A 24928-nucleotide genomic window follows, 5' to 3' on the forward strand; every position below is an offset into this window, starting at 1 on the left:
CTCGGGGACGGACGGCGCCCTGCCCGCGAGGGCGTGGATCGGCACCGTCATTTGGTACAATCCCGCAGTTACCCTGACGGGCCTTGCGCGCTGAGTCGTGCTGCGAGGCCGGTGGTCAGTGGCTGATAGCAAACCCGGCAAAATCAGCAAAACCCCGCAAAACTCGCCAAACCATACAGTCGAACCCACCATGAACATCGAGCAAGCGCGTTTCAACATGATCGAACAGCAGATCCGCCCCTGGGAAGTGCTCGACCAGGACGTGCTGAATCTGCTCTCGATCGTCAAGCGTGAAAACTTCGTCCCCGCCGTGTATCGCGAGCTGGCCTTCGTCGACTTCGAAGTGCCGCTGCCGGCCGGCCAGCACATGCTGGCCCCGCGTGTCGAAGCGCGCGTGCTGCAGGAACTGGCGGTGAAGAAACACGAAAGCGTGCTCGAAATCGGCGCGGGCTCGGGTTACATGGCCGCGTTGCTCGCGCACCGCGCGCAACACGTGCTGACGGTCGACATCGAACCGGAACTGGCGGAACTGGCGAAGACCAACCTGATCGCCAACGGCGTGCTGAACGCAGAAGTCACCACCGGCGACGCCGCGCGCGGCTGGGCCGGCGCCGCGCCGTACGACGTCATCTGCGTGTCGGGCGGCCTGCCGGTGCTGCCGCAGGAAATGCTCGACCATCTGAAGATCGGCGGCCGTCTGGCGGCGTTCGTCGGCACCGCGCCGGTCATGAAGGCGCAGATCATCACGCGTATCGACGAGAAGCAATACCGCATTGCCGACGTGTTCGAAACGTATGTCGAGCCGCTCATCAACGCCGTGCAGCCGTCGCGTTTCAAGTTCTGATTCACACGATCCGGACGGCGGCCACGCCCGCCGTCCTCTGAACTGGATGTTCTGCTGATGCAAAATCTGACCGCTCCGGCGCTCGCCGAATGGCTTGCCGATACTTCGCGTCCCGCGCCCGTGCTGCTCGACGTGCGCGAGCCGTGGGAAATCCAGACGGCGTCGATCGCCGGCGCCGTGTCGATTCCGATGCGTGAGATTCCCGCGCGCAGCGAAGAACTCGACGACGACGCGCAAATCGTCTGCGTCTGCCATCACGGCGCGCGCAGCGCCCAGGTCGCGATGTTCCTCGAGTCGCGCGGCCATACCAACGTCTTCAATCTGCAAGGCGGGATCGACGCGTGGTCGCGTCAGGTCGACCCGTCCGTTCCGACTTACTGACCCCCGCCCTGCTGCAATGACGCGCCAGCGCCTGCCGGTCCTCGCGGCCGCTCTGGCGCTGGCTTGCGCGTTTCACACACGACCCGCGCAGGCCGTCGGCTTCTCCCAGCTCTACGACGAAGCGCTCTCCAACGACGCGCAACTGCGAAGCGCACGCGCCTTGCTCGCCGCCCATAGCGAAGAACTGCCGCTCGCGCGCGCCAAGCTGCTGCCGCAAGTCTCGGCGTCGCTCACCGCGAGCCGCCAGAGCACCGATTTCGGCGGCGGGTTTCCTTCTTCCTTTGGGGCAACAGCAACGGCTACGTGATTTCGCTCACGCAGCCGCTGATTCACGTCGATAGCGGGTACGGCTATGCGCAGGGCAGGCCCGCGGTGGATTCGGCGCAGGCGTCGTTTGCGCAGGCTCGCCACGATCTGATCGTGCGGCTCGCACCCAGTTCAACTAGCGCCGCTGCCAAGCCGCCCCTTCAGCTGAACACTAACGGCTAGCTTTCGTTGCGCCACTTCACGCATTCGCTTCCGAAATTTCATACGGTTTCCTGAGCTTCACACAGGCACCATGCTTCCGACCTTTTTGGGGAGCCATGTGATGAGACTTTCGAAGATCGCGATGCTAGCCGCAACCCTGTTGCCGCTCTCGTCGCATGCCACCTTGGGCGGTGCGCCGAGCGCCGGCGCATCCTCGCCAGCCATGCTGCGCGCCACGCCGCAACCCGCCGCCGCGACGCCTGCGGCTCAACCCGCGAACGCGGCGCCCTACTCCATGCGCCAGTCGGTCGACGCCAACGGCGTCACCATCCGCGAATACGTGCTGCCCGGGAACGTCGTGTTCGCGGTCAAGTGGAACGGACCGATCCGTCCGGACATGACGGCGCTGCTCGGCAGCTACTTTCCCAACTTCGTCAACGCCGGGCAAAGCCGCGCGACCGGCACGGGACCGCTTATCGACGGCAATGACGACTTTCGCATCGAGTCGACTGGCCGCATGGGGCGCTTCAGCGGTATGGCCTGGCTGCCTCGTCTGATGCCGGCCGGCGTGCGTCCGGGCGATTTGCAATAAGACCTGCGTCGAGCTATGGGAAAACAAAACATGAACACATTGAAGAAGACGCTCCGGCTCGCCACGGCCATCGCGGGGATCGCGCTTTCCGCATGCGGCGGCGGCGGAAGCTCGGGCGGCAATCAGGGCGGTAACTCCATCGGCTGGAACGCTACGCCGGACTGGATCCCGCCGCCAGGCGGCTCCGGCAATTCCGGTAGTTCGAACAATTCATCCACTCCTGCTACCGGCGACAACACGGTGCCGGTTCGCGTCGATAAATCGACGGGCAATATCAACCGGCTTCTCGCGTCGATCAAGGTTTGCGTGCCGGGTACACGGGGCGCGCCCCAGTGCGTGACCGTCGACAACATGCTGGTGGACACCGGCTCGACAGGCGTGCGCATTTCAGCCCGCGCGATACCCACGCTGGCTCCTCTGCTGCTCACACAAGCCGGCGCCGTGGACGACAAGGTCGGCTCGGCGCCCATTACCGAGTGCGCGCCGTTCGCGTCGGGCTACACCTGGGGCTCGGTCAAGCGCGCCGATATCACGATCGGCAGCAAGACGGCGAGCAATATTCCGATCCAGGTGGTTTCCGATGGCGCGTTCTCCACGCCGGACGACTGTATCGCGCACAACGGCCACGACCTGGGCAGGTCCCTCGACGTGATGGGAGTCAGCGGCATTCTCGGCATCGACAACTTCATAGGCGACTCCCTCGATGCCTTGACCAAGGCGGTGCCCGGCCTTTACTACTATTGCCCATCGCAAAACAGTTGCGTCAGCACGCGCATGCTGGCGAGCAGAGAGGTCACGAATCCGGTTGCCGCATTCGCCACGGACAACAACGGCATGGTCATCCGTCTGCCGGCCGTGCCGGCCGCGGGCCTGGCAAGCGTCACGGGCCAGCTGGTGTTCGGCGTCAGCACGCAGCAGAACAATATGTTGCCGGCGAATGCCACTGTCGTTGCGTTGGACAAATACGGTGCGTTCACGACGCAGTACAAGGGGCAGGTGTTCAATCAAAGCGCGATTGATAGCGGCACCCTTAGCTACGCGTTCCCGGATAGCTTGATTCCGGTTTCCATTGACGGCTTGTACACGCCGACGAGTACGCTGAATCTGACCGCGACGATCGAGCCGAACAACGGAACGAGCGCGCCGCTCCAGATGCCGTTTTCAATCGACAACGCCGACACTCTCATGGCAAGCGGGAATGCCGCGTTCATCAACATCGGCCAGTACTTTTCGAATAGTGACGACAACATGTTCCTGTGGGGACTGCCGTTCTTCTATGGCCGCGATGTCTATAACGTGATTGGCAATGCCAAGGTCGGCAAGCTGACAGGACCGTTCATCGCGTTTTGATGACCGACTGCGTGGCCGACGCGGGAAGCGCTGCTTAATGACAGCGTCTCCTCGCGCCATTTCCGATTTTCGATTGAGACTTTTCAGGCAATCCCAATAACGCCCCGCTGGCACCATGCTCCGATCTGTGTTCTGGAGCAATGTGATGAATTTTGTGAAGGTCGCGCTGGCTGTGGCGGGCGTGTTGCCGCTGGCTTCTTATGCGGCATTGGGAGGTGCACCGGGTACTGGCGCGGCGCCGCCGTCGTTGCTCCGATCGGCGGTTTCGCTCGACACGTCCACGGCAGTCACGCCGTACACGATGCGCGCATCGTATGGCGCAGATGGCGTCACGATTCATGAATACGTCCTGCCCAGCAACGTGGTATTTGCCGTCACCTGGCAAGGCCCGGTGCGCCCGGACATGAGCACGCTGCTCGGCAGCTACTTGCCCAATTTCACGAATGCGGCCGCCGGACGCGCGCGCGGCGTCGGCCCGATGATCGAACACAACGGCGAATTCCATATCGAGTCGGCTGGTCGTGCGGGACGCTTTTTCGGTAAGGCGTATCTGCCGCGCCTCGTTCCCGCCAATGTTCGCGTGGAGCAACTGCAATGAAGCGGCGCGCGGATTCATCCAACACATCAAACATGACAACTTTGAACAAGACGCTTTGCTGCGCGCTTCTGGGTGCCAGCGTGGCGCTGTCCGCTTGTGGTGGCGGTGGCAGTGGCAGCGGCGACGATGGCAGCGCCAATGCGGCGAAAAATAACGTCAAGCCAGCGTCGGGGTCCGTGGGCACGACACCGGCTTCGTCGCCGGGCGCGAGTGCTGCGCCTACGCCGAGTCCCGCTCCGACGCCCGCTCCGAGCCCTACACCGACTCCAGCGCCGACGCCTGCTCCGAGCCCTGCGCCTACGCCAACTCCAGCGCCCACACCTACGCCAATTCCAAAGCCGACTCCAACACCAACACCAACTCCAACTCCAACTCCAACTCCAACACCAACTCCGACTCCGACTCCAACTCCAACACCAACTCCAACTCCAACACCAACTCCAACACCAACACCAACACCAACTCCAACACCAACCCCAACTCCCACCTCCAACACCGCCCCCATCACCGTCGAGCGATGGACGGGCAACTACGCGAACATGCCGTACGTAACCGCGACGATCTGCATCCCCGGCGTTCAGGGCAGCAATCAATGCGCGACCGTCGATCACATGCTACTCGACACCGGCTCGGTCGGCGTGCGCGTGCTCGGCAGCGCGTTGGGTTCCGCGCTCGCCGCTCGCTTGCCGACGCAATCCGGCGCCACCGACGATCCGACCGGTAACGCGTCGGTCGCCGAATGCGCCGTATTCGGCTCGGGCTACACGTGGGGGTCGATCAAGCGCGCCGACGTCACGATCGGCAGCAAGACCGCGGGCAACATGCCGCTGCAGGTGATTGCCGACGGCCAGTACGCGACGCCGGCGGACTGCCAGTCGCGCGGCGTGTACAACCTTGGCTCGGCGGCCGCGCTCGGCGCGAACGGCGTGATCGGCATCGGCCCGGCGCGGCGCGATTTCCCCGCCGCGGCCCAGACCGTGCTGCCATCGGCTTACTACTACTGCACGTCCGCGACGTCATGCACGAACACACGTGTTCCGCTCGACACGCAGGTCATGAATCCGGTCGCCGATTTCACGTCCGACAACAACGGCGCGATCATCCGTCTGCCTGCGTTGCCCGCAGGCGGCCAGGCGAGCGTCACGGGTGAGTTGGTGTTCGGCATCGGCACGCAGAAGAACAACGCCATGCCAGCGCAGCCGAACATTCTCGCGCTCGACCAGTACGGTTATTTTTCGACCATCTACAAGGGCAATACGTTTAGCAGCGCCATCGACAGCGGCTCCAACGCGAACATCTTCGTGGACTATACAGTGCCCTATTCCGGTGACTGGTACGTGCCGGCCGCCACGCTCAGCCTGTCCGCGATTCTCACAGGCGTCGACAAGGCCCCCGCATCCATCAACGTACCGTTCTCGCTGGCCAACGGCTGGAACCTGATGGCAAATCAGTACGCGGCCTACGACAGCCTCGGCTCGCCCTCGGCCGGCATGTTCATCTGGGGCCTGCCGTTCTTCTTCGGCCGCAGCGTGTACACCGCGATCAACGACGTGATGATTGGCAAGCAACCGGGGCCGTTCATCGCTTTCTGATCGATCGTCCACTACGCAAGTCCAGCAATGCAAACGGCCAGCGCCACACGACGCCGGCCGTTTTCTGCCCCTACCCGACCCGACCTACTCCACCTCCCTCGACACCTCCGCCACCGTCCCAAAGATCTCGTCGATCTGTGCCTCTTCGACGATCAGCGGCGGCGAGAACGCCAGAATGTCGCCCGTATAACGCGTCAACACGCCCTTCTCAAAGCAGCGCACGATCACGTCATAAGCCCTCGCCCCAGGCGCGCCTGAACGCGGCGCCAACTCCACCCCACCCACCAATCCAAGATTGCGCACATCGATCATACGACGCTCGCCTCGCAGCTTATGGATCGCCTTCTCAAACACCGGTGCCATCCGCGCGGCCCGTTCGAACAATTGATCTCGCTCATACACATCGATCGTTGCGCACGCCGCAGCAGCCGCAATCGGGTGCCCGGAATAGGTATAGCCATGAAACAGCTCGATGCCGCCCGGCGCACCGTTCACGATCGAGTCGTGAATCTTCGCGCTCGCCGCTACTGCACCCATCGGCGCGGCCGCATTGTTGGTGCTCTTGGCCATGGTCAACATATCGGGTGGCTTAACGCCGGCGCGCTCATTCATGTCGTGTCTCCTCGCGCGAGTGGACTTTCAGTGTAGGGAGAGCGCGGCCCATGCACAAAGGGGCGGCGGCGATGCACCGCCGATGCCCGCTGGCGGATCCGTGCGCTTCGTTGCGGCGCGGCGCGCACCCGAACGAGGCGCATCGTCCGATGCTGCACCAATTGTGCGCCGTATTCCGCATAAGCCGCCCGCCGCACAGCCGCGCTGCAGCATGCGCTCCCCGCCGTTCAAGTCGAATTTACTGCATGGCATGTGCCTTGCAGTACACAAGCGGCAAGTCATGCGGGACAAGCCCTGCTGGCTGAAATCGACGCCCATAAACAGTCACCATCAATGGCAAGGGGATGCACATGAAACGTCGCAGTCTGTTGAAGTTCGGCTCCATGTCGGGCGCGCTGGCGCTGGCAGGTCAGGTTCCGTTTGCGCAGGCGCAGTCCGGCAGCGGTCCGATCAAGGTGGGGATTCTCCATTCGCTGTCGGGCACGATGGCGATCTCGGAGACATCGCTCAAGGACACCGCGTTGATGACCATCTCGGACATCAACAAGAACGGCGGCGTGATGGGCCGACAACTGGAGCCGGTGGTGGTCGACCCGGCGTCGAACTGGCCGCTCTTCGCTGAAAAAGCACGTCAGCTGATCACGCAGGACAAGTGCGCCGTGGTGTTCGGCTGCTGGACTTCAGTGTCGCGCAAATCGGTGCTGCCGGTGTTCGAGGAACTGAACGGCCTGCTGTTCTACCCGGTGCAATACGAAGGCGAGGAAATGTCGCGCAACGTGTTCTACACGGGCGCTGCGCCGAATCAGCAGGCGATTCCGGCGACCGAATACCTGATGAGCGCGGAAGGCGGTGGCGCCAAGCGCTTCTTCCTGTTGGGCACCGACTATGTGTACCCCCGCACGACCAACAAGATCCTGCGCGCGTTCCTCAAGTCGAAGGGCGTGCAGGAAGCCGATATCCAGGAGGTCTACACGCCGTTCGGCCACAGCGACTATCAGACCATCGTCGCGAACATCAAGACCTTCTCGCAAGGCGGCAAGACCGCGGTGATCTCGACGGTAAACGGCGACTCGAACGTGCCGTTCTACAAGGAACTGGGCAACCAGGGGCTGAAGGCGTCGGACGTGCCGGTCGTCGCGTTTTCGGTCGGCGAGGAAGAACTGCGTGGTATCGATACGAAGCCGCTGGTCGGCAACCTTGCGGCATGGAACTACTTCATGTCGCTGCGCAATCCGGCCAACGAAAAGTTCAAGAAGCAATGGGCCGCATGGGTCGCGCAGAACAACCTGCCGGGCGGCACCAAGCGCGTAACCAATGACCCAATGGAAGCGACTTTCGTCGGCATTCATTTGTGGAAGCAGGCGGTCGAGAAGGCGAAGAGCACGGACGTCGACAAGGTGCGCGTGGCGATGGTCGGCCAGAGCTTCGCGGCGCCGTCGGGCTTCACGCTGGAAATGGACGGCAATCATCACCTGCACAAGCCGGTGATGATCGGCGAAGTGCGGGCCGACGGTCAGTTCAACGTAGTGTGGCGGACCAAGACCGCGATCCGCGCGCAGCCGTGGAGCCCGTTCATTGCCGGCAATTCGAGCAAGCCGGATGTGGTCAGCTCGATCCCGGCGTTCCTGAAGCGCTCGCGCGTCGCCTGACAGGAAGGCGTGTTACGGCGGCGGCGAAACCAGCCGCCGGTGACACGCCAATTGCGATCTCGCGGGCGCGCCCACCGCGCCTGCGTTCGTGCCTTGATCGGCCGTCCGGAAGGCACGACCTTCGCCCGCAGCAACCCGACAGCGCGGCAAGAGCGCTTGCCACAATGCCGCGCCGCTCCGCCGGTTTTTCATCAAGGGCCATCATGGCGTTTTCATTCCTGATATCCGCACGAAAAGTTGCACGGCGCAGCATCGCCAGCGTGGCGCTCGTGCTGTTCGCCAGCGCACCGCTCGCCGCGTTCGCGCTGACCCAGGCCGATGTCGCGCCGCTTGCCGGCGACGACTTCGACGCGAAATCCGCGGCCATCGACAAGCTTATCGCCAATCACGACAAAGAATCGATGGCGGTTCTCAAAGCGCTATCGGAAGACAGCGCGCTCGCCACCGACGCAGGCGCCGTGCTGCTTCAAGACGGCGATACGGCGAAAGACGCGGTGACCGGCAAGACCGTCGCCGCTGGCGACGCTCAACCGGTCACGCTGAACAACCTGCTGCGCTCGAAAGTCGCCGGCGCGCTGTCCGGCGTGCAACTCGATTCGCCGGACAAAGCGACGCGTGACGCCGCAATCACCTCGCTGCTGCAGAATCCGGATCCGTCGATCAAACCGCTCGTCGACGCGGCTCGCGCGAAGGAAACCGATCCCGCGTTGAAGAAGCGCCTCGACACACTGTGGGCGATGACGGCCCTGCACGACGCCGATCCGGCCAAGCGCCTCGAAGCCGTGCAACTGGTCGCCGCGCGGCACGATCTCGACATGAACGAACTGCTGCGGCCGCTGGTCGCGAAGAAGCCCGACGGCACCTTCAATGAGCCCGACGACCGCGTGCGCGCCGCCGCCCAAAGTGGCATCGACGAACTCGATGCGATCCAGCGCCGCAGCCAGATTGCCGGCACGCTGTTCGCGGGCCTGTCGCTCGGCAGCGTGCTGCTGCTCGCCGCGCTGGGCCTTGCCATTACGTACGGTCTGATCGGCGTCATCAACATGGCGCACGGCGAATTCCTGATGATCGGCGCCTACGCAACGTACGTCGTGCAAAACCTCTTTCAGCGCTTCGCGCCCGGCGCATTCGACTGGTATCCGCTGCTCGCCATTCCGGCTTCGTTCGTCGCCGCGGGACTGGTGGGCATCGTGCTCGAACGGCTGGTGCTGAAGCATCTCTATGGCCGTCCGCTCGAAACGCTGCTGACCACCTTCGGCGTCAGCCTGATTCTGATTCAGGCGACGCGCATGCTGTTCGGCGCGCAAAACGTGCAGGTGGTCAACCCGGCCTGGATGAGTGGCGGCGTGACCGTGCTGCCCAATCTGATCCTGCCGTACAACCGGCTGGCGATTCTCGCGTTCTCGCTGATCGTGGTCGGCATCGCGTGGGCTGTGCTCACGAAAACGCGTCTCGGTCTCTTCGTGCGCGCCGTCACGCAGAACCGGCGCATGGCGGCCTGCGTCGGCGTGAAAACCGCGCGGGTCGATTCGTATGCGTTCGCGTTCGGCGCGGGCATCGCCGGGTTAGGCGGCTGTGCGCTCTCGCAGATCGGCAATGTCGGGCCGGACCTCGGCCAGAGCTACATCATCGATTCGTTCATGGCTGTCGTGCTGGGCGGCGTTGGTCAACTGGCCGGCACGGTGATCGGCGGCTTCGGTCTCGGGCTCATCAGCAAGGCCATCGAACCGTTCTGGGGCGCGGTGCTAGCGAAGATCGCGGTGCTCGTGCTGATCGTGTTGTTCATCCAGAAGCGTCCGCAGGGCATGTTCGCCCTCAAGGGCCGTAGCGCGGAGGCATGAGATGACATCTGCAACCTCATCGGCTCACGTCGGCGCAACCAGCGGCGGCGCGCTCGCCGGACGCGAAGCGCAAACGGGCTTCGCGCTCGGCCTGCCGCCGCGTCCCGCGCTGTTGTCGCGGCGCGCGTGGCTCGCGCTGATCGCGTTGATCATCGTCTTCGGTCTCGGCGTGCCGTTCGCCACGCTGGTTGTTCCGGAGACGAGCGCGCTGCATCTGTCCGCCTACGCGATGACGATCACCGGCAAGTTCATGTGCTACGCGATCGCGGCGCTGGCGCTCGACCTTGTATGGGGCTACTGCGGCATTCTGAGCCTCGGCCACGCGCTCTTTTTCGCACTCGGCGGCTACGCGATCGGCATGTACCTGATGCGCTCGATCGGCCACGAAGGCAAATATGGCAGCGACCTGCCCGACTTCATGGTGTTTCTCGACTGGCATCAGCTGCCGTGGTACTGGCAAGGCACGCAGCATCTCGGCTACGCGCTGCTGCTGGTGGTGCTGGTGCCGGCGGTGGTCGCGTGGGTGTTCGGCTTCTTCACGTTCCGCTCGCGGGTGAAGGGCGTGTATCTGTCGATCATCACGCAGGCCATGACTTTCGCCGCAATGCTGCTGTTCTATCGCAACGAAACGGGCTTCGGCGGCAATAACGGCTTTACCGACTTCAAGCGCATCGGCGGCTTTCCGATCACGCATCCGGGCACACGCACCGCGTTGCTGCTGATTACGTTCGCGGTGCTGATCCTTGCCTTCCTCGGCGCGCGGGCGATCGTCACCTCGAAGCTCGGCCGCGTGGTGACCGCGGTGCGCGACGGCGAAACGCGCTTGATGTTCCTCGGCTACAGCCCGCTCGCCTACAAGCTGTTCGTGTGGACGGTGTCCGCCGTGTTGTGCGGCATTGCCGGCGCGCTGTATGTGCCGCAGGTCGGCATCATCAATCCGGGCGAGATGTCGCCGGGCAACTCGATCGAAATGGCGATCTGGGTCGCCGTGGGCGGACGCGGCACCTTGATCGGCCCGATCATCGGTGCCTTCGCGGTGAACGGCGCGAAGAGTTTCTTTACGGCGAACTTCCCTGAATACTGGCTGTTCTTTCTCGGTCTGATTTTCGTGCTGGTCCCGCTGCTGCTGCCGAACGGCATCATGGGGCTGATCGAACTCGTGACGCGCAAGAGGAACCGCTCATGAACGAAAACCCGATGGTTCCCGATCTGGCTTTACCGGAAGAACCCGCTGAAACCTCGTTAAGCGGCGTCGCAAGCATGGGCCGCACGGTCGTGCCCGGCGAGATCGACGTGTCGCACGGCACGATCCTGTATCTCGAAGACGTGACCGTGAGCTTCGACGGTTTTCGTGCGTTGAATGCACTGACGCTGACCATCGATGCCGGGGAATTGCGTTGCATCATCGGTCCGAACGGCGCCGGCAAAACGACGATGATGGACGTCATCACCGGCAAGACGGAGCCGGATTCCGGCAAGGTGTTCCTTGGCCAGTCGATCGACCTGACGCGGATGAACGAGCCGTCGATTGCGCGTGCGGGCATCGGCCGCAAGTTTCAGAAGCCCACGGTGTTCGAACAGCATCCCGTGTGGGAAAACCTCGAACTCGCGATGAAGGCCGACAAGGGCTGGTGGGCCTCGTTGCGTGCGCGTCTGGATCGCGAGGCGCAAGCGCGCATTGAAGAGACGCTGGCGTTGATCGGTCTGGAGAGCGAAGCGCGGCGGCTCGCCGGCGAACTCTCGCACGGTCAGAAGCAACGGCTTGAAATCGGCATGTTGCTGATGCAGCAGCCGGCGCTGCTGCTGCTCGACGAACCGGCCGCTGGCATGACCGACGACGAAACCATGCAGCTCGCCGAGTTGCTCAATCATCTGCGCGGCACCTGTTCGATGATGGTCGTCGAGCACGATATGGAGTTCGTGGCGGCGCTATCGGGCGAGACCGGCAAGGTCACGGTGATGGCCGAAGGACGCGTGCTCGCTCACGGCACGCTCGACGAAGTGAAGCGCGACGAGACGGTCATCGAGTCTTATCTGGGCCGGTGAAACGGGTCGGTGAAACGGGTCGCAGAAAGAAAGGGTCGAACGGACATGCTAGAAGTAGAAAACCTGAACCAGTACTACGGCGGCAGCCACATTCTGCGCGATGTGAAGCTCACCGTGCCCGACGGCAAACTCACCGTTCTGCTGGGCCGCAACGGCGTGGGCAAGACCACGCTGCTGCGCTGCCTGATGGGCGTCGTGCAGACGAAGAGCGGCTCGATCGCCTGGCGCGGTGCGCCGATCACCAAGCTGCCGACCTATTCGCGCGTGGAGAAGGGCCTCGCTTATGTGCCGCAAGGGCGCGATATCTTTCCGCGGTTGACCGTTGAAGAAAATCTGTTAGTGGGCGCCGCCAGCAAGAAGGCGCCTAAGAAAATCCCGGATCGTATCTATGAACTGTTTCCGGTGCTGAAGGATATGCGCAGCCGCCGCGGTGGCGATCTTTCCGGCGGTCAGCAGCAACAGCTTGCCATTGGGCGGGCGTTGATGAGCGACCCGCAATTGCTGATTCTCGATGAACCCACCGAAGGCATTCAGCCGTCGATCATTCAGGATATCGGCCGCACGCTGCGTCAATTGGTCGAGGAAATGGGCATGACGGTGCTGCTCGTCGAGCAGTATTACGACTTCGCCAAGGACATCGCCGATCGGTATTGGGTGATGAGCCGAGGGGAGATCATCGCGGGCGGCGAAGGCGCCAATATGGATGCGGATGGTGTGCGGGCGTTGATCGCCGTGTGAGCGGCGTTAGACATCGCGCGTGCTATTCTCGATGCATCCTGTGTCAGCGCGGTTGAGCGCTGTCTGACGTGCGCAGGCACGCTTGGCTTTTCTTCGTCTGGTCGCACTCCATTCGCATGTCGCTTCACGAAAATCACGTTACGCTCGCTGCCGCTCAGGCCGGTGAGCATTCGCTATGGCGCGCGCGTCTTGAACTTGGGTTCGTCAAGGATGGCGAACGGACTACGCTCAAGCATCGGTTGCATGATGGGCCGTTGCGGGTTCAGAGGCCGCTTTATCCCGAAGGACATGGCGTCTGTCATGCGGTGATTGTGCATCCGCCGGGTGGGATCGCGGGTGGGGATCGGCTTGCTATTGATGTTTCGGTCGGTGACGGGGCGCATGCTGTTATCACCACGCCGGGGGCGACCAAGTGGTACAAGTCCAATGGACGTGAAGCGCAGCAGCATATCGCCGTGCGCGTCGGCGAGCGGGCTAAGCTCGATTGGCTGCCGCAGAATAATATCGTTTTCGATCATGCGAATGCGAAGCTGGATTTTTCGTTGACGCTTGGGGAAGGCGCGACTGCGATTGGGTGGGATGCGACGCAGCTTGGGCGGCAGGCTGCTGGGGAACGGTGGTCAGAGGGTAGCTTGGGGGCGGTGTCGCGGATCGTTGGGGCTGGTGGCGAGTTGCTGTGGTTTGAGCGTGCGAGTCTCGCAGCCAATGATTCGCTGCGCGATGCCGCTCAAGGGCTGGCCGGGTTTCCTGCTTATGGGACGCTTTGGGCCGTTGGTGCGGGTTGTGATGATGCGCTTGCTGAATGGCTGACTGCTCAGTTGCCGTTTGATGATTCTGTTCGGGTTGCGGCTTCTTGTGTTACTTCTGGGCTGTTGGTTGTGCGCGGTGTTTCAAGGTCGATGGAGATGCTGCAGCGTGCGTTCACCAAATGCTGGCTTCAATTGCGGCCGGTTGTGCATGGGGTTGATGGGGTGCCTTTGCGGATTTGGACTACTTGAGGTGGTTGGCTGTGGTTTTTGCGGTGTTGGCCTTGGGCCTTTCCTTGATTTCATGGTGGTCTATTAGCGTTGCCCCTGTGCGGGGCGGCACCTAAGAAAGCGGCTTCACACCGCCAGCTTATAAGTGGGTCTCTCGCACAGTCGCGGTAGTGGTGCATCTGGAATCCGTGTTCTCGCACATTTCGCGTCGGTGACAAAGCAGTCATTCTTCCAGCGGCGCTGCGCGCGCCGTCGCGGTCTTCGTACATGCATGTCTTGAAACTCTTCGTACATGCATGTCTTGAAACGTCTGGACATTTAGATCGTATGTCCCAGCCTTGGGTCCATGCGGCCACTTACGTGCGAGGTCGCACATAACGCATTCCGCGATCCCCTTACAATCGTCCGGCGCAGATGAACGCTAAGGATCTCCCAATGCGTTTCGTACACCTCGTCCTGTTGGCAATCATATGCTGCGCGTGCTCGCAGCATGATAGTCGCGCGGCCTTTTCTCCAGAGGATCGCGGAATCGAAAGCGCAGTGCACGCATGGAGAGACAAGTTCGACCCGCTGTGGCGATATAACCGCACAACGTGCGGAGCCGGGACCGTCGCGCTCGCTGAAGTGAAAAGCCTATTCCAGCAGCTCTTGCATGTGTCGACAGCGACTGCCTGCGATCGTTTGAGGGCGCTGCCTGAAACCTATGACACGCAAGTCGACGGCAACCAGGCTAGCGTAGTGGTGCAAAACGTTGACGGGCGACCGGGGAGCCGGGTTCAGTTCGTTCTTGCTTCGTCGGCCGGAGCCTGGACGGTGCAGAAAGTATCGGCGGCAAGCGCGCTGTCTGCGACGACTATCTTCGACGCATCACAGGCAGGTTCTGGCGATGGGCGCATCGAGCCGGCTTATTCGGCATGGACTCCGCATGGCGCAGCGCCTTGGGATATCACCCACGTCATTAGCTACGGCCAATCGCTCAGCCAGGGTTTTTATAATAAACCCGTGCTGTCCACCCGTCAGCGTTATTCGTCGCTGCGATTCAACGGTGGGGTGCGGGCTCAAGACGGTGTGCAAAGCGAAGGCGTCGAGGTGGCGTACAAGCAGTTCGTACCGTTAGTCGAGACTCAGTGGGGTGACAAGGCCGAGACGCCGACCAGCGGGACGTTGAATATGGCCATGCAGTTGATCGAGCAGGAGAATCTGCAAAGTCACGCGGATCTCCCTTACCGGTTCATTGGATCGGCACCGGGTGAGGGATCGATGGACATTGCGACGCTGTCGGCGCCGGGGCGCTATTACTCTCAACTGCTGCAAGACATCGCTCAGGGAAAGCGGCTCGCTGACGCCCAGGGCAAGACTTACGGCGTCGGCGCAATCACGTGGACGCAAGGGGAAGCCGACGATTCCAGCCAGACATCGATTCCAACTTACATTGCGAAGCTGAGGAGCTTACGGGCCGACGTCGATCGCGATGCCAAGGCAAAAACCGGACAGAAGCAGGACGTCGAGATGATCACGTATCAAGTGGCCACGCATCGCCATTTCGACCAGCAGTATCCGCACATCGCGCTCGCGCTGCTGGAGGCCAGTCACGAAGATCCACACATTCATCTGGCTGTGCCGATGTATCTCTTTCGCTACGTGGACGGTGGACATACCGACAATCGCAGCACCGAATGGATGGGCGCCTATTATGGGCTGGTCCTGAAGAGGATTCTGATCGACAAACAGACGTGGACGCCTCTCGAACCGTTGAACTGGCGACGCGAGGGCACGACGGCCGTGCTGCGCTTCAATGTCCCCGCCCCTCCTCTCAGATGGGACACGACGCAGGTTGCCGGCAATTCGGATTATGGTTTCTCGTTGCGCCTGCCGTCCGGCGACTTGCTGCCGATCCGGTCGGTATCGATCACCGGACCCGACGAGGTGAGCATTACGGCCCAATCGCCTATTCCTACTGGTACGCATGTCGAGTACGCATTCAACGGCGTTGGCGTCGCGGGAAGCCGTTATGGTCCGCGTGGCAATCTGCGGGACTCACAGGGTGACGCGATCCGGTTCAACGACGGACGGGAATCGATGCGCCTCGACAACTGGTGCGTGATTTTCGATGTCCAGCTTTAGCACTGCGTGAAGGGCCGGCCGCATCGCATGGCAACATGAACCGGAACGAGGGAATGGTGAAAGAAGAGCGCATCAGAGGCGGCCTGGCAATTTCCATCATTGCGATCGTGTGCGCCGAGGTGCTGCGCCGGGTCAGCGATGCCGGCTTTCTGCAGGATGGGCACGTGTCTCGTGTCCTGAAGATTCTTCAGTACGCCGCAAGCATGTTGGGATACCCGACGGTCTTCTTCCTTCTCGGCATGAGTACGCTAGCGTGTTTGCAACGCTCACGCGCCGGGCTGCTGAAATCAATCGCCCTAGCCGTGCTCTATCCGTATCTGCTTTGGTCGATATTGCAGATGGCTGTGCAATGGCTCGTCGCCGACTATAAAGACTACGCGGCCCAGCAGTTCGAGTTGACTCGTCTGGCATCGGCACCCGTTGGCCAATTCTGGTTTCTTTACGCGCTGCTCATCTGTCAGATCGTCGCGTGCATCACGGTATGGCCACGGCCCACAAAGGTCCGATGTGCGTTGACGGTGGCAAATCGCGGCCTGATTGTCGCGATGATCCTCGTCAGCGCCACCGTCGCGATACGGAGTCACTGGGGCGTCGTCACCATGACGTGTTGGGGCCTTGTCTTCTTTCTGTCCGGCGTGCTGCTTGGCTCCCGGTCGGTGCGGCAAAGCGACTCCGCCTCTGGCCTTCGCGTCGCGTTGGCATCCGGAATCGCGTTTGCAGCCGCCGCGATCATGGGGCAACGTTTAGGCCACTATCTGGACTTATATTCACTGCTGGCGAGTTTTCTGGGTATCGCGGCAGCCCTTTCCGTTGGGCGGTGCTTGCCGATATGGCGAAGGTCGCGCTGGATCGCGTCGATCGGCTCCTCGTGGAAGCCGGTCTACCTCCTGCATGTGTTTGCAACCGCGTTGGTCTGGAACGCGTTGCTGGCCCGCGGCATCAGTCAGCCACTTGTCCACCTGGTGCTCGGTAGTGCGGCCGGTTTGGCGCTACCGATAGCGATCTATTTGATAACGAAGCGTCTTGGAATCGCGAGTTGGGCGGGCTTCGAGGAACCTGCGGCCGTGCGGAGCGCAGGCACGCCGTTTTCGGGTGCCGCTCCGCGGAGTCCTGACAAGACCGCTAAGTCACGTGCGTGACTTGGGTCGTTGGCACAGTCATGTCGTCAAGCATGAGCGCTGCTTCACGACCAGTTGCGCCTTTCACCGTCGTAAGACAGCGTGCGCACCAATCCGGCGCATCTCGACGCTTCAACTGAGTGCATCGCTCGCTTTCCCGCTCCGCCAGCCCATGCTGCACCGCCATGGCACATACCTTGCGTCGCCCTTCCCCACGATGCTGCCGCGTCCTGACGGCAGCCGACCGGCTCGTCGCCACCACCGCTCACAGAACATGACTCGATCGACTCTTCGCCCCGCGCGTCGCGCCTGGCTCGCCGCACTGTTGCTCTCGCCCGTCCTCGCCGTCAATGCGGCCGCCGCTCACGCGGATACGCTCGATAACATCGCGAAGGCCGGTGTGCTCAAAGTCGCCGTGCCGGAAGACTATCCGCCGTTCGGTTCGGTCGGCGCGGACATGAAGCCGCAAGGCTACGACATCGACACCGCCGCCCTGCTCGCGAAGTCGATGAACGTGAAGCTCGAACTCGTGCCGGTCAATAGCGCCAATCGCATTCCCTATCTGCAAACGGGCAAGGTCGATCTGGTGATCTCGTCGCTCGGCAAGACGCCGGATCGTGAGAAGGTGATCGATTTTTCGACCGCCTATGCGCCGTACTACCAGGGCGTGTTCGGTCCCGCCGATATCAAGGTCAGCGGCCCCGCCGATCTGACCGGCAAGACGGTCGGCGCAACCCGTGGCGCGCTGGAGGAAATCGGTCTCACGCAAATGGCGCCGAACGCGACCATCAAGCGCTTCGAGGACAACAACGCGACCATCGCCGCGTTCCTGTCGGGCCAGGTGCAGTTGATCGCCGCGGGCAACATCGTCGCGGCTGCGATCCTCGCGAAGAATCCGCCGCGCCGCCCGGAACCGAAGTTCGTGATCAAGAACTCGCCGTGCTTCGTCGGCATGAACAAGAACGAACCACGCCTGCAGCAGAAAGTGAACGCCGCCATCGCGCAAGCGAAGCAGGACGGCACGCTCAACACGATGTCGAAGAAGTGGTTCAGCGCGCCGCTGCCGGCTGACTTGTAAGCGCGCCGTTAGCCGAACTTGATACCGTGGCTGGCTTATCCGGCATTGCACTCGTCATGGACTCATCCGGTGTCTGACACGCGATCGCGTCCATGACGCGCAGCGCCTATCATTGTCGCAGCCGCTCCCGCCCGGGATCGCCACAACGACCGTTGCAACCCTACGCACTCATTCGATGAAGCTGACACCTCGCGAGAAGGACAAGCTGCTGATCTTCACCGCCGCGCTGCTTGCCGAACGGCGCCGCGCACGCGGCCTCAAACTGAACTACCCGGAAGCGATCGCCTTCATCACCGCCGCGCTGATGGAAGCGGCCCGCGACGGCAAGACCGTCGCCGAAGTGATGCACTACGGCACGACCCTGCTGACCCGCGACGACGTCATGGAAGGCGTGCCGGAAATGATTCCCGACATTCAGGTCGAAGCCACGTTCCCCGACGGCACCAAGCTCGTCACCGTTCATCACCCGATTCCTTAAATAAGCAAGGCAGCCCCAGATGATTCCCGGCGAACTCCTCATCGACGACGGCGAACACGAACTGAACGCGGGCCGCGCCACCGTCACGGTGGTCGTATCGAATACCGGCGACCGTCCGGTGCAGATCGGCTCGCATTATCACTTCTACGAAGTGAACGAGGCGCTCTCGTTCGATCGCGAAGCGGCGCGCGGCTTCCGGCTGAACATCGCGGCGGGCACCGCCGTGCGCTTCGAGCCCGGCCAGGAACGCACCGTCGAGCTGGTCGAACTGGCGGGCGATCGCGTCGTCTACGGCTTCAACGGCAAGGTGATGGGCAAGCTGTGAGGCTCCTCCCTCTCTCGGCACGAGCCCAGATCGCCCTGCTCATTTCCGGACCCACACCATGACCTTACGCATTGGCCGCCGCGCATACGCGGAAATGTTCGGCCCCACCACCGGCGACCGCGTGCGCCTCGCCGATACCGAATTGCTGATCGAGATCGAGCGCGACTTCACCACCTACGGCGAAGAAGTGAAATTCGGCGGCGGCAAAGTGATTCGCGACGGCATGGGCCAGTCGCAACGCGTGCATGCCGACGTGGTCGATACCGTCGTGACGAATGCCGTGATTCTCGATCACTGGGGCATCGTCAAAGCCGACATCGGCATCAAGGACGGCCGCATCGCCGCAATCGGCAAAGCGGGCAATCCCGACATCCAGCCGAACGTGACGATCGCGATCGGCGCCTCCACCGAAGTGATCGCGGGCGAAGGCCTGATCGTGACGGCGGGCGGCATCGACACGCACATTCACTTCATCAGCCCGCAGCAGATCGAGGAAGCGCTCGCGAGCGGCGTGACCACGATGCTCGGCGGCGGCACCGGTCCGGCCACGGGCACGAACGCGACCACCTGCACGCCGGGTCCGTGGCATCTCGAACGCATGCTGCAAGCGGCCGACGGTTATCCGATGAATCTCGGCTTTCTCGGCAAGGGCAACGTGAGCCAGCCGCAACCGGCGCTGGAGCAGATCGCCGCGGGCGCGATCGGCCTGAAGCTGCATGAAGACTGGGGCACGACGCCCGCCGCGATCGACAACTGCCTCTCTGTCGCCGACGATACCGACACGCAGGTCGCGATTCACACGGACACGCTGAACGAAGCGGGTTTTGTCGAAGCAACCGTGGCCGCGTTCAAGGGCCGCACGATTCACACGTATCACACGGAAGGCGCGGGCGGCGGCCACGCACCGGACATCATCAAGGTATGCGGCGAAGCGAACGTGCTGCCCTCCTCGACCAATCCGACGCGCCCGTACACCGTCAACACGCTCGAAGAACATCTCGACATGCTGATGGTGTGCCATCACCTCGATCCGTCGATTGCGGAAGACATCGCGTTCGCCGAATCGCGCATTCGCCGCGAGACGATTGCGGCCGAAGACATCCTGCACGACCTCGGCGCGCTGTCGATGCTGTCATCGGATTCGCAGGCCATGGGCCGGGTCGGCGAAGTGATCATCCGCACGTGGCAGACGGCGCACAAGATGAAAGTGCAACGCGGCGCGCTGCCTGAGGACAACGCGCGCCACGACAACTTCCGGGCGAAGCGCTACGTCGCCAAGTACACGATCAACCCGGCGATCACGCACGGCATCGCGCATGAAGTCGGCTCGATCGAACCGGGCAAGTGGGCCGATCTGGTGTTCTGGGAACCGGCGTTCTTCGGCATCAAGCCGTCGCTGATCCTCAAGGGCGGCATGATCGCCATGGCGCAGATGGGCGACCCCAACGCGTCGATTCCGACGCCACAGCCGGTGCACTATCGCGAGATGTTCGCCACACGCGGCGGCGCATTGGGACGCACGTCGCTGACCTTCGTTTCGCAGATGGCCGCCGATGCGGGCGTCGCCGAACGCTACGGCCTGAACAAGCGTATCGTTGCGGTCAGGAACTGCCGCAACATCTCGAAGGCAGACATGATCCACAACGCGTGGCGCCCGGCGATCAGCGTCGATCCGGAAACCTATCAGGTGATCGCCGACGGTCAATTGCTGACCTGCGAACCGGCCACCGTGCTGCCGATGGCGCAACGCTACTTCCTGTTCTAAACCATGCGCACCATCGACAAACTCATCGCGCCGCATCTGAAACTCGCGCCCGTGCTGGTGAAACGCGCGCCGACCCTGACGCTGGCGTTCGACGACCGGCGCAAGAGCCGGCTCGCAGCCACGCTCGATAGCGGCGAGGAAGTCGCGCTGCTGTTGCCGCGCGGCACCGTGCTGCGCGACGGCGATGTATTGGTCGCCGACGACGGTGGCCTCGTGCGGGTCGTCGCCGCGCCGGAAACGGTGCTCTACGTGCGCGCGAAAGATGCGCTGACTTTGACTCGCGCCGCCTATCACCTCGGTAATCGACACACGCCGGTGGAAGTCGGCGCCGACTATTTGAAGCTCGAATACGATCCGGTGCTGGCCGATATGCTCAAGCGCATCGGCGCGACGGTCAATCAGGTTTCGATGCCGTTTCAGCCGGAATCCGGCGCGTATGGCGGCGGGCATAAGCATGGTCACGACGAAACGTTTGCCGAAGACTATGCGCTCGCACAGCAGGTGTTCGGCGAGCATCATGGGCATGAGCATTCGCATGACCATGAGCACGAGCACGCACATAGCCACGCGGCGCAGGGGCATTCGCATGCGCACGATCATGACCACGATCACGGCGATCACGTCCACGACGAATCCTGCGGCCACGGGCATCACCACCATCATGCGCATCGCTGAACTGACGGCGCTGCTGCATCTTGCGTCGCCGGCGCTGCCGATTGGCGCATTCAGCTACTCGCAGGGTCTCGAAGCCGCCATCGAAGCGCAACTGATCACCGATGCCGACACCGCCCGCGAGTGGATCGCCAGCGGACTGACCGACGTGCTCGCGCGCGGCGAACTGCCGTTCCTCGCGCATCAGATGGAACGCTGGCGCACCCATGACGCCTCGGCCCTCGCGCACGCCAACAGCGAATTCCTGGCGAGCCGTGAATCCGCTGAATTGCGCCGCGAAACGGAGCAGATGGGCTGGTCGTTGCGGCAGTTGTGCGTATCGCTCGAATGGGGCGATGCTGAGCGGCGCGCGACGCTCGCCTCGATGACGCCGCTCGCTCAACCCACGGCGTTCGCCTTCGCCGCTTACGCCCACGACGCAGCCGTCGACGCCGCCCTCGCCGCCTACGCATTCAGCTGGGTGGAAAACCAGGCGGCCGCCGCGTTGAAGGCCGTGCCGTTGGGACAGCTTGCCGGTCAACGCATCATCGTCGCCTTGCGCGAGCCGATCGATGCCGCCGTCACGCGCGCCATGGCCACGCCGCCCGAAAACATCAACACCTTCGCGCCGCAACTCGGCATTCTCTCGGCGCGTCACGAGTCGCAGTATTCGCGGCTCTTTCGCTCATAAAACGATCCATCATGAACGCACCTCATCATCCCGCCCACCCGACCGTCCGCACAAAAAAACTGCCGCCGCTGCGCGTGGGCGTCGGCGGCCCGGTCGGCTCGGGCAAGACCACGTTGCTCGAAATGCTCTGCAAGGCGATGCGCGAACAGTACGACCTCGTCGCCATCACCAACGACATCTATACCAAAGAAGACCAGCGCCTGTTGACGGTGGCGGGCGCGTTGCCGGCCGAACGGATCATGGGCGTCGAAACGGGCGGCTGTCCGCACACGGCGATTCGCGAGGACGCTTCGATCAATCTCGAAGCCGTCGACCGCATGCTGACGCGTTTCCCCGACGCGGATATCGTGTTCATCGAATCGGGCGGCGACAACCTCGCGGCGACCTTCAGTCCGGAACTGTCGGACCTGACGATCTACGTGATCGACGTGGCGGGTGGAGAGAAGATTCCGCGTAAAGGCGGCCCCGGCATCACGAAGTCCGATCTGCTGGTGATCAACAAGACGGACCTCGCGCCGATGGTCGGCGCGAATCTCGAGGTGATGGCGTCGGACGCGAAGAAGATGCGCGGCGAGCGGCCCTTCGTGATGTGCAATCTGAAGGCGCTCGACGGGTTGGATGTGGTGGTGAGGTTTATTGAGGAGAAGGGGTTGTTGAAGGTGTGAGGCACGGGCGCGCGTGCCGCGTTTGCGCCCCCTCCCTCACTCCTCCTCCGGCAACAACGCCATCAACACATCCACGGTCCGCGCCGTCGCGCCACGATGACGCGCGGCGAACGCCGACGCCGCGCCGCCCATGGCCAGCCTGCGTGACTTGTCGCCGAACAGCTCGCGCAATGCCCGCGCCAGATCGGCCGGATCTTTCACCTGCACGGCAGCGCCTGCCGCCACGGCATCCGCGGTGGCCTGCGTGAAGTTGAACACGTGCGGGCCGATCAGCACCGGCACACCGACCGCGCACGCCTCGATCAGATTCTGCCCGCCCAACGGCAACAAACTGCCGCCGATGAACGCCAGATCCGAAGCGGCATAGTAAGCGCCCAATTCGCCCATCGAATCGCCCAACAACACGTTCACGCTAGAAGGCAAAGCCGGCATACCACCGCTCGCGGCCGCCGCCGACGCCACCTTCGCATCCGGCGCCCACGCCGACCGCCTCTCGAGCCGCAGCCCGGCCTTCTCGACCAGCCCCGCGACTTCATTGAAACGTTGCGGATGACGCGGCACCAGAATCAGCAGCGCGTTGTCGATGCCGAGCGCCGCGAACGCCTGCAGCACCAGTTCCTCTTCGCCCTCGCGCGTACTCGCCGCGACCCACACCGGACGCGCGCCGATTGCCGCGCGCCACGCATGCCCGCGCGCCGCCAGCTCCGGCGGCGTGCTCATGTCGAATTTCAGATTGCCGAGCACGGCCGCGTTGCGCGCGCCGAGCGCGGTCAGCCGCTCGGCATCCGATGGGCTCTGCGCCAGCACACGCGCAAAGCCGCCGAACACGTCCTTGGTCGCACTGCCGAACTTGGCCGCGCGCTTGTACGAGCGCGCCGACATCCGCGCATTGGTCAGCACCAGCGGCACGTCCGCGCGACGGCACTCGTCGATCAGCGTCGGCCACACTTCGGTTTCCATCACCAGACCGAGCGACGGGCGCCATGCCCGCAAAAACCGCTGCACGGCATGCGGCATGTCGTACGGCAGATAGCTGCGCAAGACCCGGTCGCCGAAAATCTGCTCGCCGGTGGCGCGCCCGCTCGGCGTCATGTGCGTCAACAGAATGCGCGCGTCGGGACGTGCCTTGATCAACGCGTCGATCAGCGGTTGCGCAGCGCGCGTCTCGCCCACCGACACCGCGTGCACCCAGATCAGCGGCGCATTGTCTTCAGGCAACCGGCCGCGCGAATAACCGAAGCGCTCGCCGATATGCTCGCGATAGCCGCGTTCCTTGCGCGAGCGGATCAACAGGCGCAACACCGCCAGCGGCGCGATGATCCACCAGAGCGCGTGATAGATCGCCCTCAGCATCGGCACTCCGCCTGCCTGGAGGGACGAGCCAATGTGTCGAGCGAAACCGGCAAATGGAGCGCGCCGCTCAAACCAGCGCCCTGCCCTTCAGGCGCTCGAGGATGCCGAGCGGCGCGCATTCAGGCTGCGCCATCGACTTGACCGGCAGGAAAAAGGTCTGCTCCAGCATGAACTGCCCGGACATCACCGCGTGCGAGGTCTGATCCGAGAAACACACCCAGACACTGCCGGGCGGAAACGGCATGGTCTCCTGCGGGCTCGACTTCTGATAGTCGAGGTCGGCCTTCATGCCGTCGTGCAGATGCAGCATCAGATGGTCGTACTCGCTGCGCGGCGACTTGGTCACGTGCAGCAGATTCAGCAGCCATGCGGCGCCCGGCATTTGCGGCTTGATGCGCGGCAGAAAACGTTTGGCCATGTCCTCGAACGGCTCGCCGACGCGCCACACGCGCGGCGCGCCATGCGGATTGACGTTGGTGAACACGCGCAGAATGCGCTCGCCATAGTTCGGCCGCGAAGGAAAGGCGTCCACATGCAGGCGGCTGTCGTCTTTGCGCCATGACGTCTCGCGCGTTTCCACCTGATGCAGCCGCAGGCTGGTCGGCGCCACGCGCAACCTGCCGTTGTATTCGGGAAAGAGCCCGTCGACCAGCGTGCGCGCATTGGTCTGATAACGCGCGATCAACGCGCGCACGGCGGATTGCGTGACGGCGTCGCCGGCCACGCCGTGCAACGCGCCGCCATTGGGTTCGAGGCTGATGTTCTTGCGGGTCGGGTCGGCGAGCGCGGGGTCGAGCAGCGCTTGTTCGCCGCCTTCGATCGGGAAGCGCAGATTCGGGAAATACAGCACTTTGCCGCGTTCGACGCCGGCAAGCAGCATTTCGCGCGGCACGGACAGATTGCGTCCGTGCCAGTCGGCGTTCGCTACTTCGATGATCTGGGTTTCGTTCATGGTCGCCCTTGAAAACGGTTGGAGCGCAAGGCGAAGCGCC

Annotated in this window: 25 protein-coding genes and 1 pseudogene; 23 read left to right on the forward strand and 3 right to left on the reverse strand. The window is 63.0% G+C overall.

Translation table 11 applies throughout. The features are described from left to right. Nucleotides 1-190: 190 nt before the first annotated feature. The 8 genes from PQR32_RS09025 (at nucleotide 191) to PQR32_RS09060 (ending at nucleotide 5825) form a co-directional block, all read left to right on the forward strand. Nucleotides 191-844, forward strand: coding sequence for a protein-L-isoaspartate O-methyltransferase family protein (locus PQR32_RS09025; RefSeq protein WP_132375767.1), 654 nt, complete (start codon nucleotides 191-193; stop codon nucleotides 842-844). Nucleotides 845-901: 57 nt separating this feature from the next. Continuing rightward, nucleotides 902-1225 carry a rhodanese-like domain-containing protein gene (locus PQR32_RS09030; RefSeq protein ID WP_091796474.1) on the forward strand — a complete coding sequence of 108 codons (324 nt, stop codon included), beginning with the start codon at nucleotides 902-904 and terminating at the stop codon, nucleotides 1223-1225. Nucleotides 1226-1241: 16 nt separating this feature from the next. After that, nucleotides 1242-1532, forward strand: a complete 291-nt coding sequence (locus PQR32_RS09035) for a TolC family protein (RefSeq protein WP_408224690.1) — start codon at nucleotides 1242-1244, stop codon at nucleotides 1530-1532. Further along, complete coding sequence (locus PQR32_RS09040; RefSeq protein ID WP_408224693.1) at nucleotides 1529-1714, forward strand: hypothetical protein; 186 nt, start codon at nucleotides 1529-1531, stop codon at nucleotides 1712-1714. Before PQR32_RS09035 ends, PQR32_RS09040 begins: the two co-directional genes overlap by 4 nt. Nucleotides 1715-1814: 100 nt before the next feature. Then, complete coding sequence (locus PQR32_RS09045; RefSeq protein ID WP_408224696.1) at nucleotides 1815-2285, forward strand: DUF2844 domain-containing protein; 471 nt, start codon at nucleotides 1815-1817, stop codon at nucleotides 2283-2285. 30 nt (nucleotides 2286-2315) lie between these two features. Further along, a complete protein-coding gene (locus tag PQR32_RS09050; protein ID WP_408224699.1) occupies nucleotides 2316-3635 on the forward strand; it encodes a DUF3443 domain-containing protein in 1320 nt (439 codons plus the stop codon). Between the two features lie 145 nt (nucleotides 3636-3780). Continuing rightward, on the forward strand, nucleotides 3781-4233 hold the full coding sequence (locus tag PQR32_RS09055; RefSeq protein WP_408224702.1) for a DUF2844 domain-containing protein: 453 nt from the start codon (nucleotides 3781-3783) through the stop codon (nucleotides 4231-4233). Nucleotides 4234-4265: 32 nt separating this feature from the next. Next, a complete protein-coding gene (locus PQR32_RS09060) occupies nucleotides 4266-5825 on the forward strand; it encodes a DUF3443 domain-containing protein (protein ID WP_408224705.1) in 1560 nt (519 codons plus the stop codon). Nucleotides 5826-5909: 84 nt separating this feature from the next. Here PQR32_RS09060 and PQR32_RS09065 read toward each other — a convergent pair. Beyond that, nucleotides 5910-6410: pseudogene (locus tag PQR32_RS09065) on the reverse strand (aminotransferase class III-fold pyridoxal phosphate-dependent enzyme); the annotation flags it as partial. Between the two features lie 377 nt (nucleotides 6411-6787). On the opposite strand from PQR32_RS09065, the gene urtA reads away from it, so the two are divergent. From urtA to ureG, 15 genes are all read left to right on the forward strand, one after another. After that, entirely contained in the window at nucleotides 6788-8086 is a 1299-nt protein-coding gene (gene urtA, locus PQR32_RS09070; protein WP_408224708.1) for an urea ABC transporter substrate-binding protein, read from the forward strand. Between the two features lie 203 nt (nucleotides 8087-8289). Continuing rightward, entirely contained in the window at nucleotides 8290-9927 is a 1638-nt protein-coding gene (gene urtB / locus PQR32_RS09075) for an urea ABC transporter permease subunit UrtB (protein WP_408224711.1), read from the forward strand. A gap of 1 nt (nucleotide 9928) precedes the next feature. Then, nucleotides 9929-11113, forward strand: coding sequence for an urea ABC transporter permease subunit UrtC (urtC, locus tag PQR32_RS09080; protein WP_408224714.1), 1185 nt, complete (start codon nucleotides 9929-9931; stop codon nucleotides 11111-11113). Next, a complete protein-coding gene (gene urtD, locus PQR32_RS09085; RefSeq protein ID WP_408224717.1) occupies nucleotides 11110-11973 on the forward strand; it encodes an urea ABC transporter ATP-binding protein UrtD in 864 nt (287 codons plus the stop codon). The genes urtC and urtD overlap by 4 nt, the downstream gene beginning before the upstream one ends. A 45-nt stretch (nucleotides 11974-12018) precedes the next feature. After that, nucleotides 12019-12711, forward strand: coding sequence for an urea ABC transporter ATP-binding subunit UrtE (gene urtE / locus PQR32_RS09090; RefSeq protein WP_408214726.1), 693 nt, complete (start codon nucleotides 12019-12021; stop codon nucleotides 12709-12711). A 116-nt stretch (nucleotides 12712-12827) separates the two neighbouring features. Beyond that, nucleotides 12828-13709, forward strand: a complete 882-nt coding sequence (locus PQR32_RS09095; RefSeq protein WP_408224720.1) for an urease accessory protein UreD — start codon at nucleotides 12828-12830, stop codon at nucleotides 13707-13709. Between the two features lie 414 nt (nucleotides 13710-14123). Further along, on the forward strand, nucleotides 14124-15812 hold the full coding sequence (locus tag PQR32_RS09100; RefSeq protein ID WP_408224723.1) for a hypothetical protein: 1689 nt from the start codon (nucleotides 14124-14126) through the stop codon (nucleotides 15810-15812). Nucleotides 15813-15865: 53 nt separating this feature from the next. After that, nucleotides 15866-16951 carry an acyltransferase family protein gene (locus tag PQR32_RS09105; RefSeq protein ID WP_408224726.1) on the forward strand — a complete coding sequence of 362 codons (1086 nt, stop codon included), beginning with the start codon at nucleotides 15866-15868 and terminating at the stop codon, nucleotides 16949-16951. 253 nt (nucleotides 16952-17204) lie between these two features. After that, a complete protein-coding gene (locus PQR32_RS09110; RefSeq protein ID WP_408224729.1) occupies nucleotides 17205-18008 on the forward strand; it encodes a transporter substrate-binding domain-containing protein in 804 nt (267 codons plus the stop codon). A gap of 175 nt (nucleotides 18009-18183) precedes the next feature. Next, nucleotides 18184-18486: an urease subunit gamma gene (gene ureA, locus PQR32_RS09115; RefSeq protein ID WP_011487082.1), complete on the forward strand. Its 303-nt coding sequence runs from the start codon at nucleotides 18184-18186 to the stop codon at nucleotides 18484-18486. A 19-nt stretch (nucleotides 18487-18505) separates the two neighbouring features. Further along, on the forward strand, nucleotides 18506-18811 hold the full coding sequence (locus PQR32_RS09120) for an urease subunit beta (protein ID WP_054041797.1): 306 nt from the start codon (nucleotides 18506-18508) through the stop codon (nucleotides 18809-18811). A 58-nt stretch (nucleotides 18812-18869) separates the two neighbouring features. Further along, nucleotides 18870-20576 (forward strand): urease subunit alpha, encoded by a 1707-nt coding sequence (ureC, locus tag PQR32_RS09125; protein WP_408224732.1) that lies wholly within the window; start codon nucleotides 18870-18872, stop codon nucleotides 20574-20576. Nucleotides 20577-20579: 3 nt separating this feature from the next. Next, nucleotides 20580-21251, forward strand: a complete 672-nt coding sequence (gene ureE / locus PQR32_RS09130) for an urease accessory protein UreE (protein ID WP_408224735.1) — start codon at nucleotides 20580-20582, stop codon at nucleotides 21249-21251. Further along, complete coding sequence (locus PQR32_RS09135) at nucleotides 21238-21918, forward strand: urease accessory protein UreF (RefSeq protein ID WP_408225141.1); 681 nt, start codon at nucleotides 21238-21240, stop codon at nucleotides 21916-21918. Before ureE ends, PQR32_RS09135 begins: the two co-directional genes overlap by 14 nt. Before the next feature lie 11 nt (nucleotides 21919-21929). Then, nucleotides 21930-22583, forward strand: a complete 654-nt coding sequence (ureG, locus tag PQR32_RS09140) for an urease accessory protein UreG (RefSeq protein ID WP_408224738.1) — start codon at nucleotides 21930-21932, stop codon at nucleotides 22581-22583. 36 nt (nucleotides 22584-22619) lie between these two features. On the opposite strand, the gene waaA is transcribed toward ureG, so the two are convergent. Then, the gene (gene waaA / locus PQR32_RS09145) at nucleotides 22620-23936 is read right to left on the reverse strand and encodes a lipid IV(A) 3-deoxy-D-manno-octulosonic acid transferase (protein WP_408224741.1); all 1317 of its coding nucleotides are present in this window, start codon (nucleotides 23934-23936) and stop codon (nucleotides 22620-22622) included. Between the two features lie 67 nt (nucleotides 23937-24003). Further along, nucleotides 24004-24888: a Kdo hydroxylase KdoO gene (kdoO, locus tag PQR32_RS09150; protein ID WP_408224744.1), complete on the reverse strand. Its 885-nt coding sequence runs from the start codon at nucleotides 24886-24888 to the stop codon at nucleotides 24004-24006. Nucleotides 24889-24928 lie beyond the last annotated feature (40 nt).

It is taken from the genome of Paraburkholderia dipogonis (genome assembly GCF_046027395.1).
GTDB classification, from domain to species: domain Bacteria; phylum Pseudomonadota; class Gammaproteobacteria; order Burkholderiales; family Burkholderiaceae; genus Paraburkholderia; species Paraburkholderia dipogonis_A.

Excerpts from the sequence above, each read along its gene's own strand:
- PQR32_RS09025 (WP_132375767.1), top strand. The coding sequence starts at position 191 with ATGAACATCGAGCAAGCGCGTTTCAACATGATCGAACAGCAGATCCGC.
- PQR32_RS09030 (WP_091796474.1), top strand. The coding sequence starts at position 902 with ATGCAAAATCTGACCGCTCCGGCGCTCGCCGAATGGCTTGCCGATACT.
- PQR32_RS09035 (WP_408224690.1), top strand. The coding sequence starts at position 1,242 with ATGACGCGCCAGCGCCTGCCGGTCCTCGCGGCCGCTCTGGCGCTGGCT.
- PQR32_RS09045 (WP_408224696.1), top strand. The coding sequence starts at position 1,815 with ATGAGACTTTCGAAGATCGCGATGCTAGCCGCAACCCTGTTGCCGCTC.
- PQR32_RS09050 (WP_408224699.1), top strand. The coding sequence starts at position 2,316 with ATGAACACATTGAAGAAGACGCTCCGGCTCGCCACGGCCATCGCGGGG.
- PQR32_RS09055 (WP_408224702.1), top strand. The coding sequence starts at position 3,781 with ATGAATTTTGTGAAGGTCGCGCTGGCTGTGGCGGGCGTGTTGCCGCTG.
- PQR32_RS09060 (WP_408224705.1), top strand. The coding sequence starts at position 4,266 with ATGACAACTTTGAACAAGACGCTTTGCTGCGCGCTTCTGGGTGCCAGC.
- urtA (WP_408224708.1), top strand. The coding sequence starts at position 6,788 with ATGAAACGTCGCAGTCTGTTGAAGTTCGGCTCCATGTCGGGCGCGCTG.
- urtB (WP_408224711.1), top strand. The coding sequence starts at position 8,290 with ATGGCGTTTTCATTCCTGATATCCGCACGAAAAGTTGCACGGCGCAGC.
- urtC (WP_408224714.1), top strand. The coding sequence starts at position 9,929 with ATGACATCTGCAACCTCATCGGCTCACGTCGGCGCAACCAGCGGCGGC.
- urtD (WP_408224717.1), top strand. The coding sequence starts at position 11,110 with ATGAACGAAAACCCGATGGTTCCCGATCTGGCTTTACCGGAAGAACCC.
- urtE (WP_408214726.1), top strand. The coding sequence starts at position 12,019 with ATGCTAGAAGTAGAAAACCTGAACCAGTACTACGGCGGCAGCCACATT.
- PQR32_RS09095 (WP_408224720.1), top strand. The coding sequence starts at position 12,828 with ATGTCGCTTCACGAAAATCACGTTACGCTCGCTGCCGCTCAGGCCGGT.
- PQR32_RS09100 (WP_408224723.1), top strand. The coding sequence starts at position 14,124 with ATGCGTTTCGTACACCTCGTCCTGTTGGCAATCATATGCTGCGCGTGC.
- PQR32_RS09105 (WP_408224726.1), top strand. The coding sequence starts at position 15,866 with ATGGTGAAAGAAGAGCGCATCAGAGGCGGCCTGGCAATTTCCATCATT.
- PQR32_RS09110 (WP_408224729.1), top strand. The coding sequence starts at position 17,205 with ATGACTCGATCGACTCTTCGCCCCGCGCGTCGCGCCTGGCTCGCCGCA.
- ureA (WP_011487082.1), top strand. The coding sequence starts at position 18,184 with ATGAAGCTGACACCTCGCGAGAAGGACAAGCTGCTGATCTTCACCGCC.
- PQR32_RS09120 (WP_054041797.1), top strand. The coding sequence starts at position 18,506 with ATGATTCCCGGCGAACTCCTCATCGACGACGGCGAACACGAACTGAAC.
- ureC (WP_408224732.1), top strand. The coding sequence starts at position 18,870 with ATGACCTTACGCATTGGCCGCCGCGCATACGCGGAAATGTTCGGCCCC.
- ureE (WP_408224735.1), top strand. The coding sequence starts at position 20,580 with ATGCGCACCATCGACAAACTCATCGCGCCGCATCTGAAACTCGCGCCC.
- PQR32_RS09135 (WP_408225141.1), top strand. The coding sequence starts at position 21,238 with ATGCGCATCGCTGAACTGACGGCGCTGCTGCATCTTGCGTCGCCGGCG.
- ureG (WP_408224738.1), top strand. The coding sequence starts at position 21,930 with ATGAACGCACCTCATCATCCCGCCCACCCGACCGTCCGCACAAAAAAA.
- waaA (WP_408224741.1), bottom strand. The coding sequence starts at position 23,936 with ATGCTGAGGGCGATCTATCACGCGCTCTGGTGGATCATCGCGCCGCTG.
- kdoO (WP_408224744.1), bottom strand. The coding sequence starts at position 24,888 with ATGAACGAAACCCAGATCATCGAAGTAGCGAACGCCGACTGGCACGGA.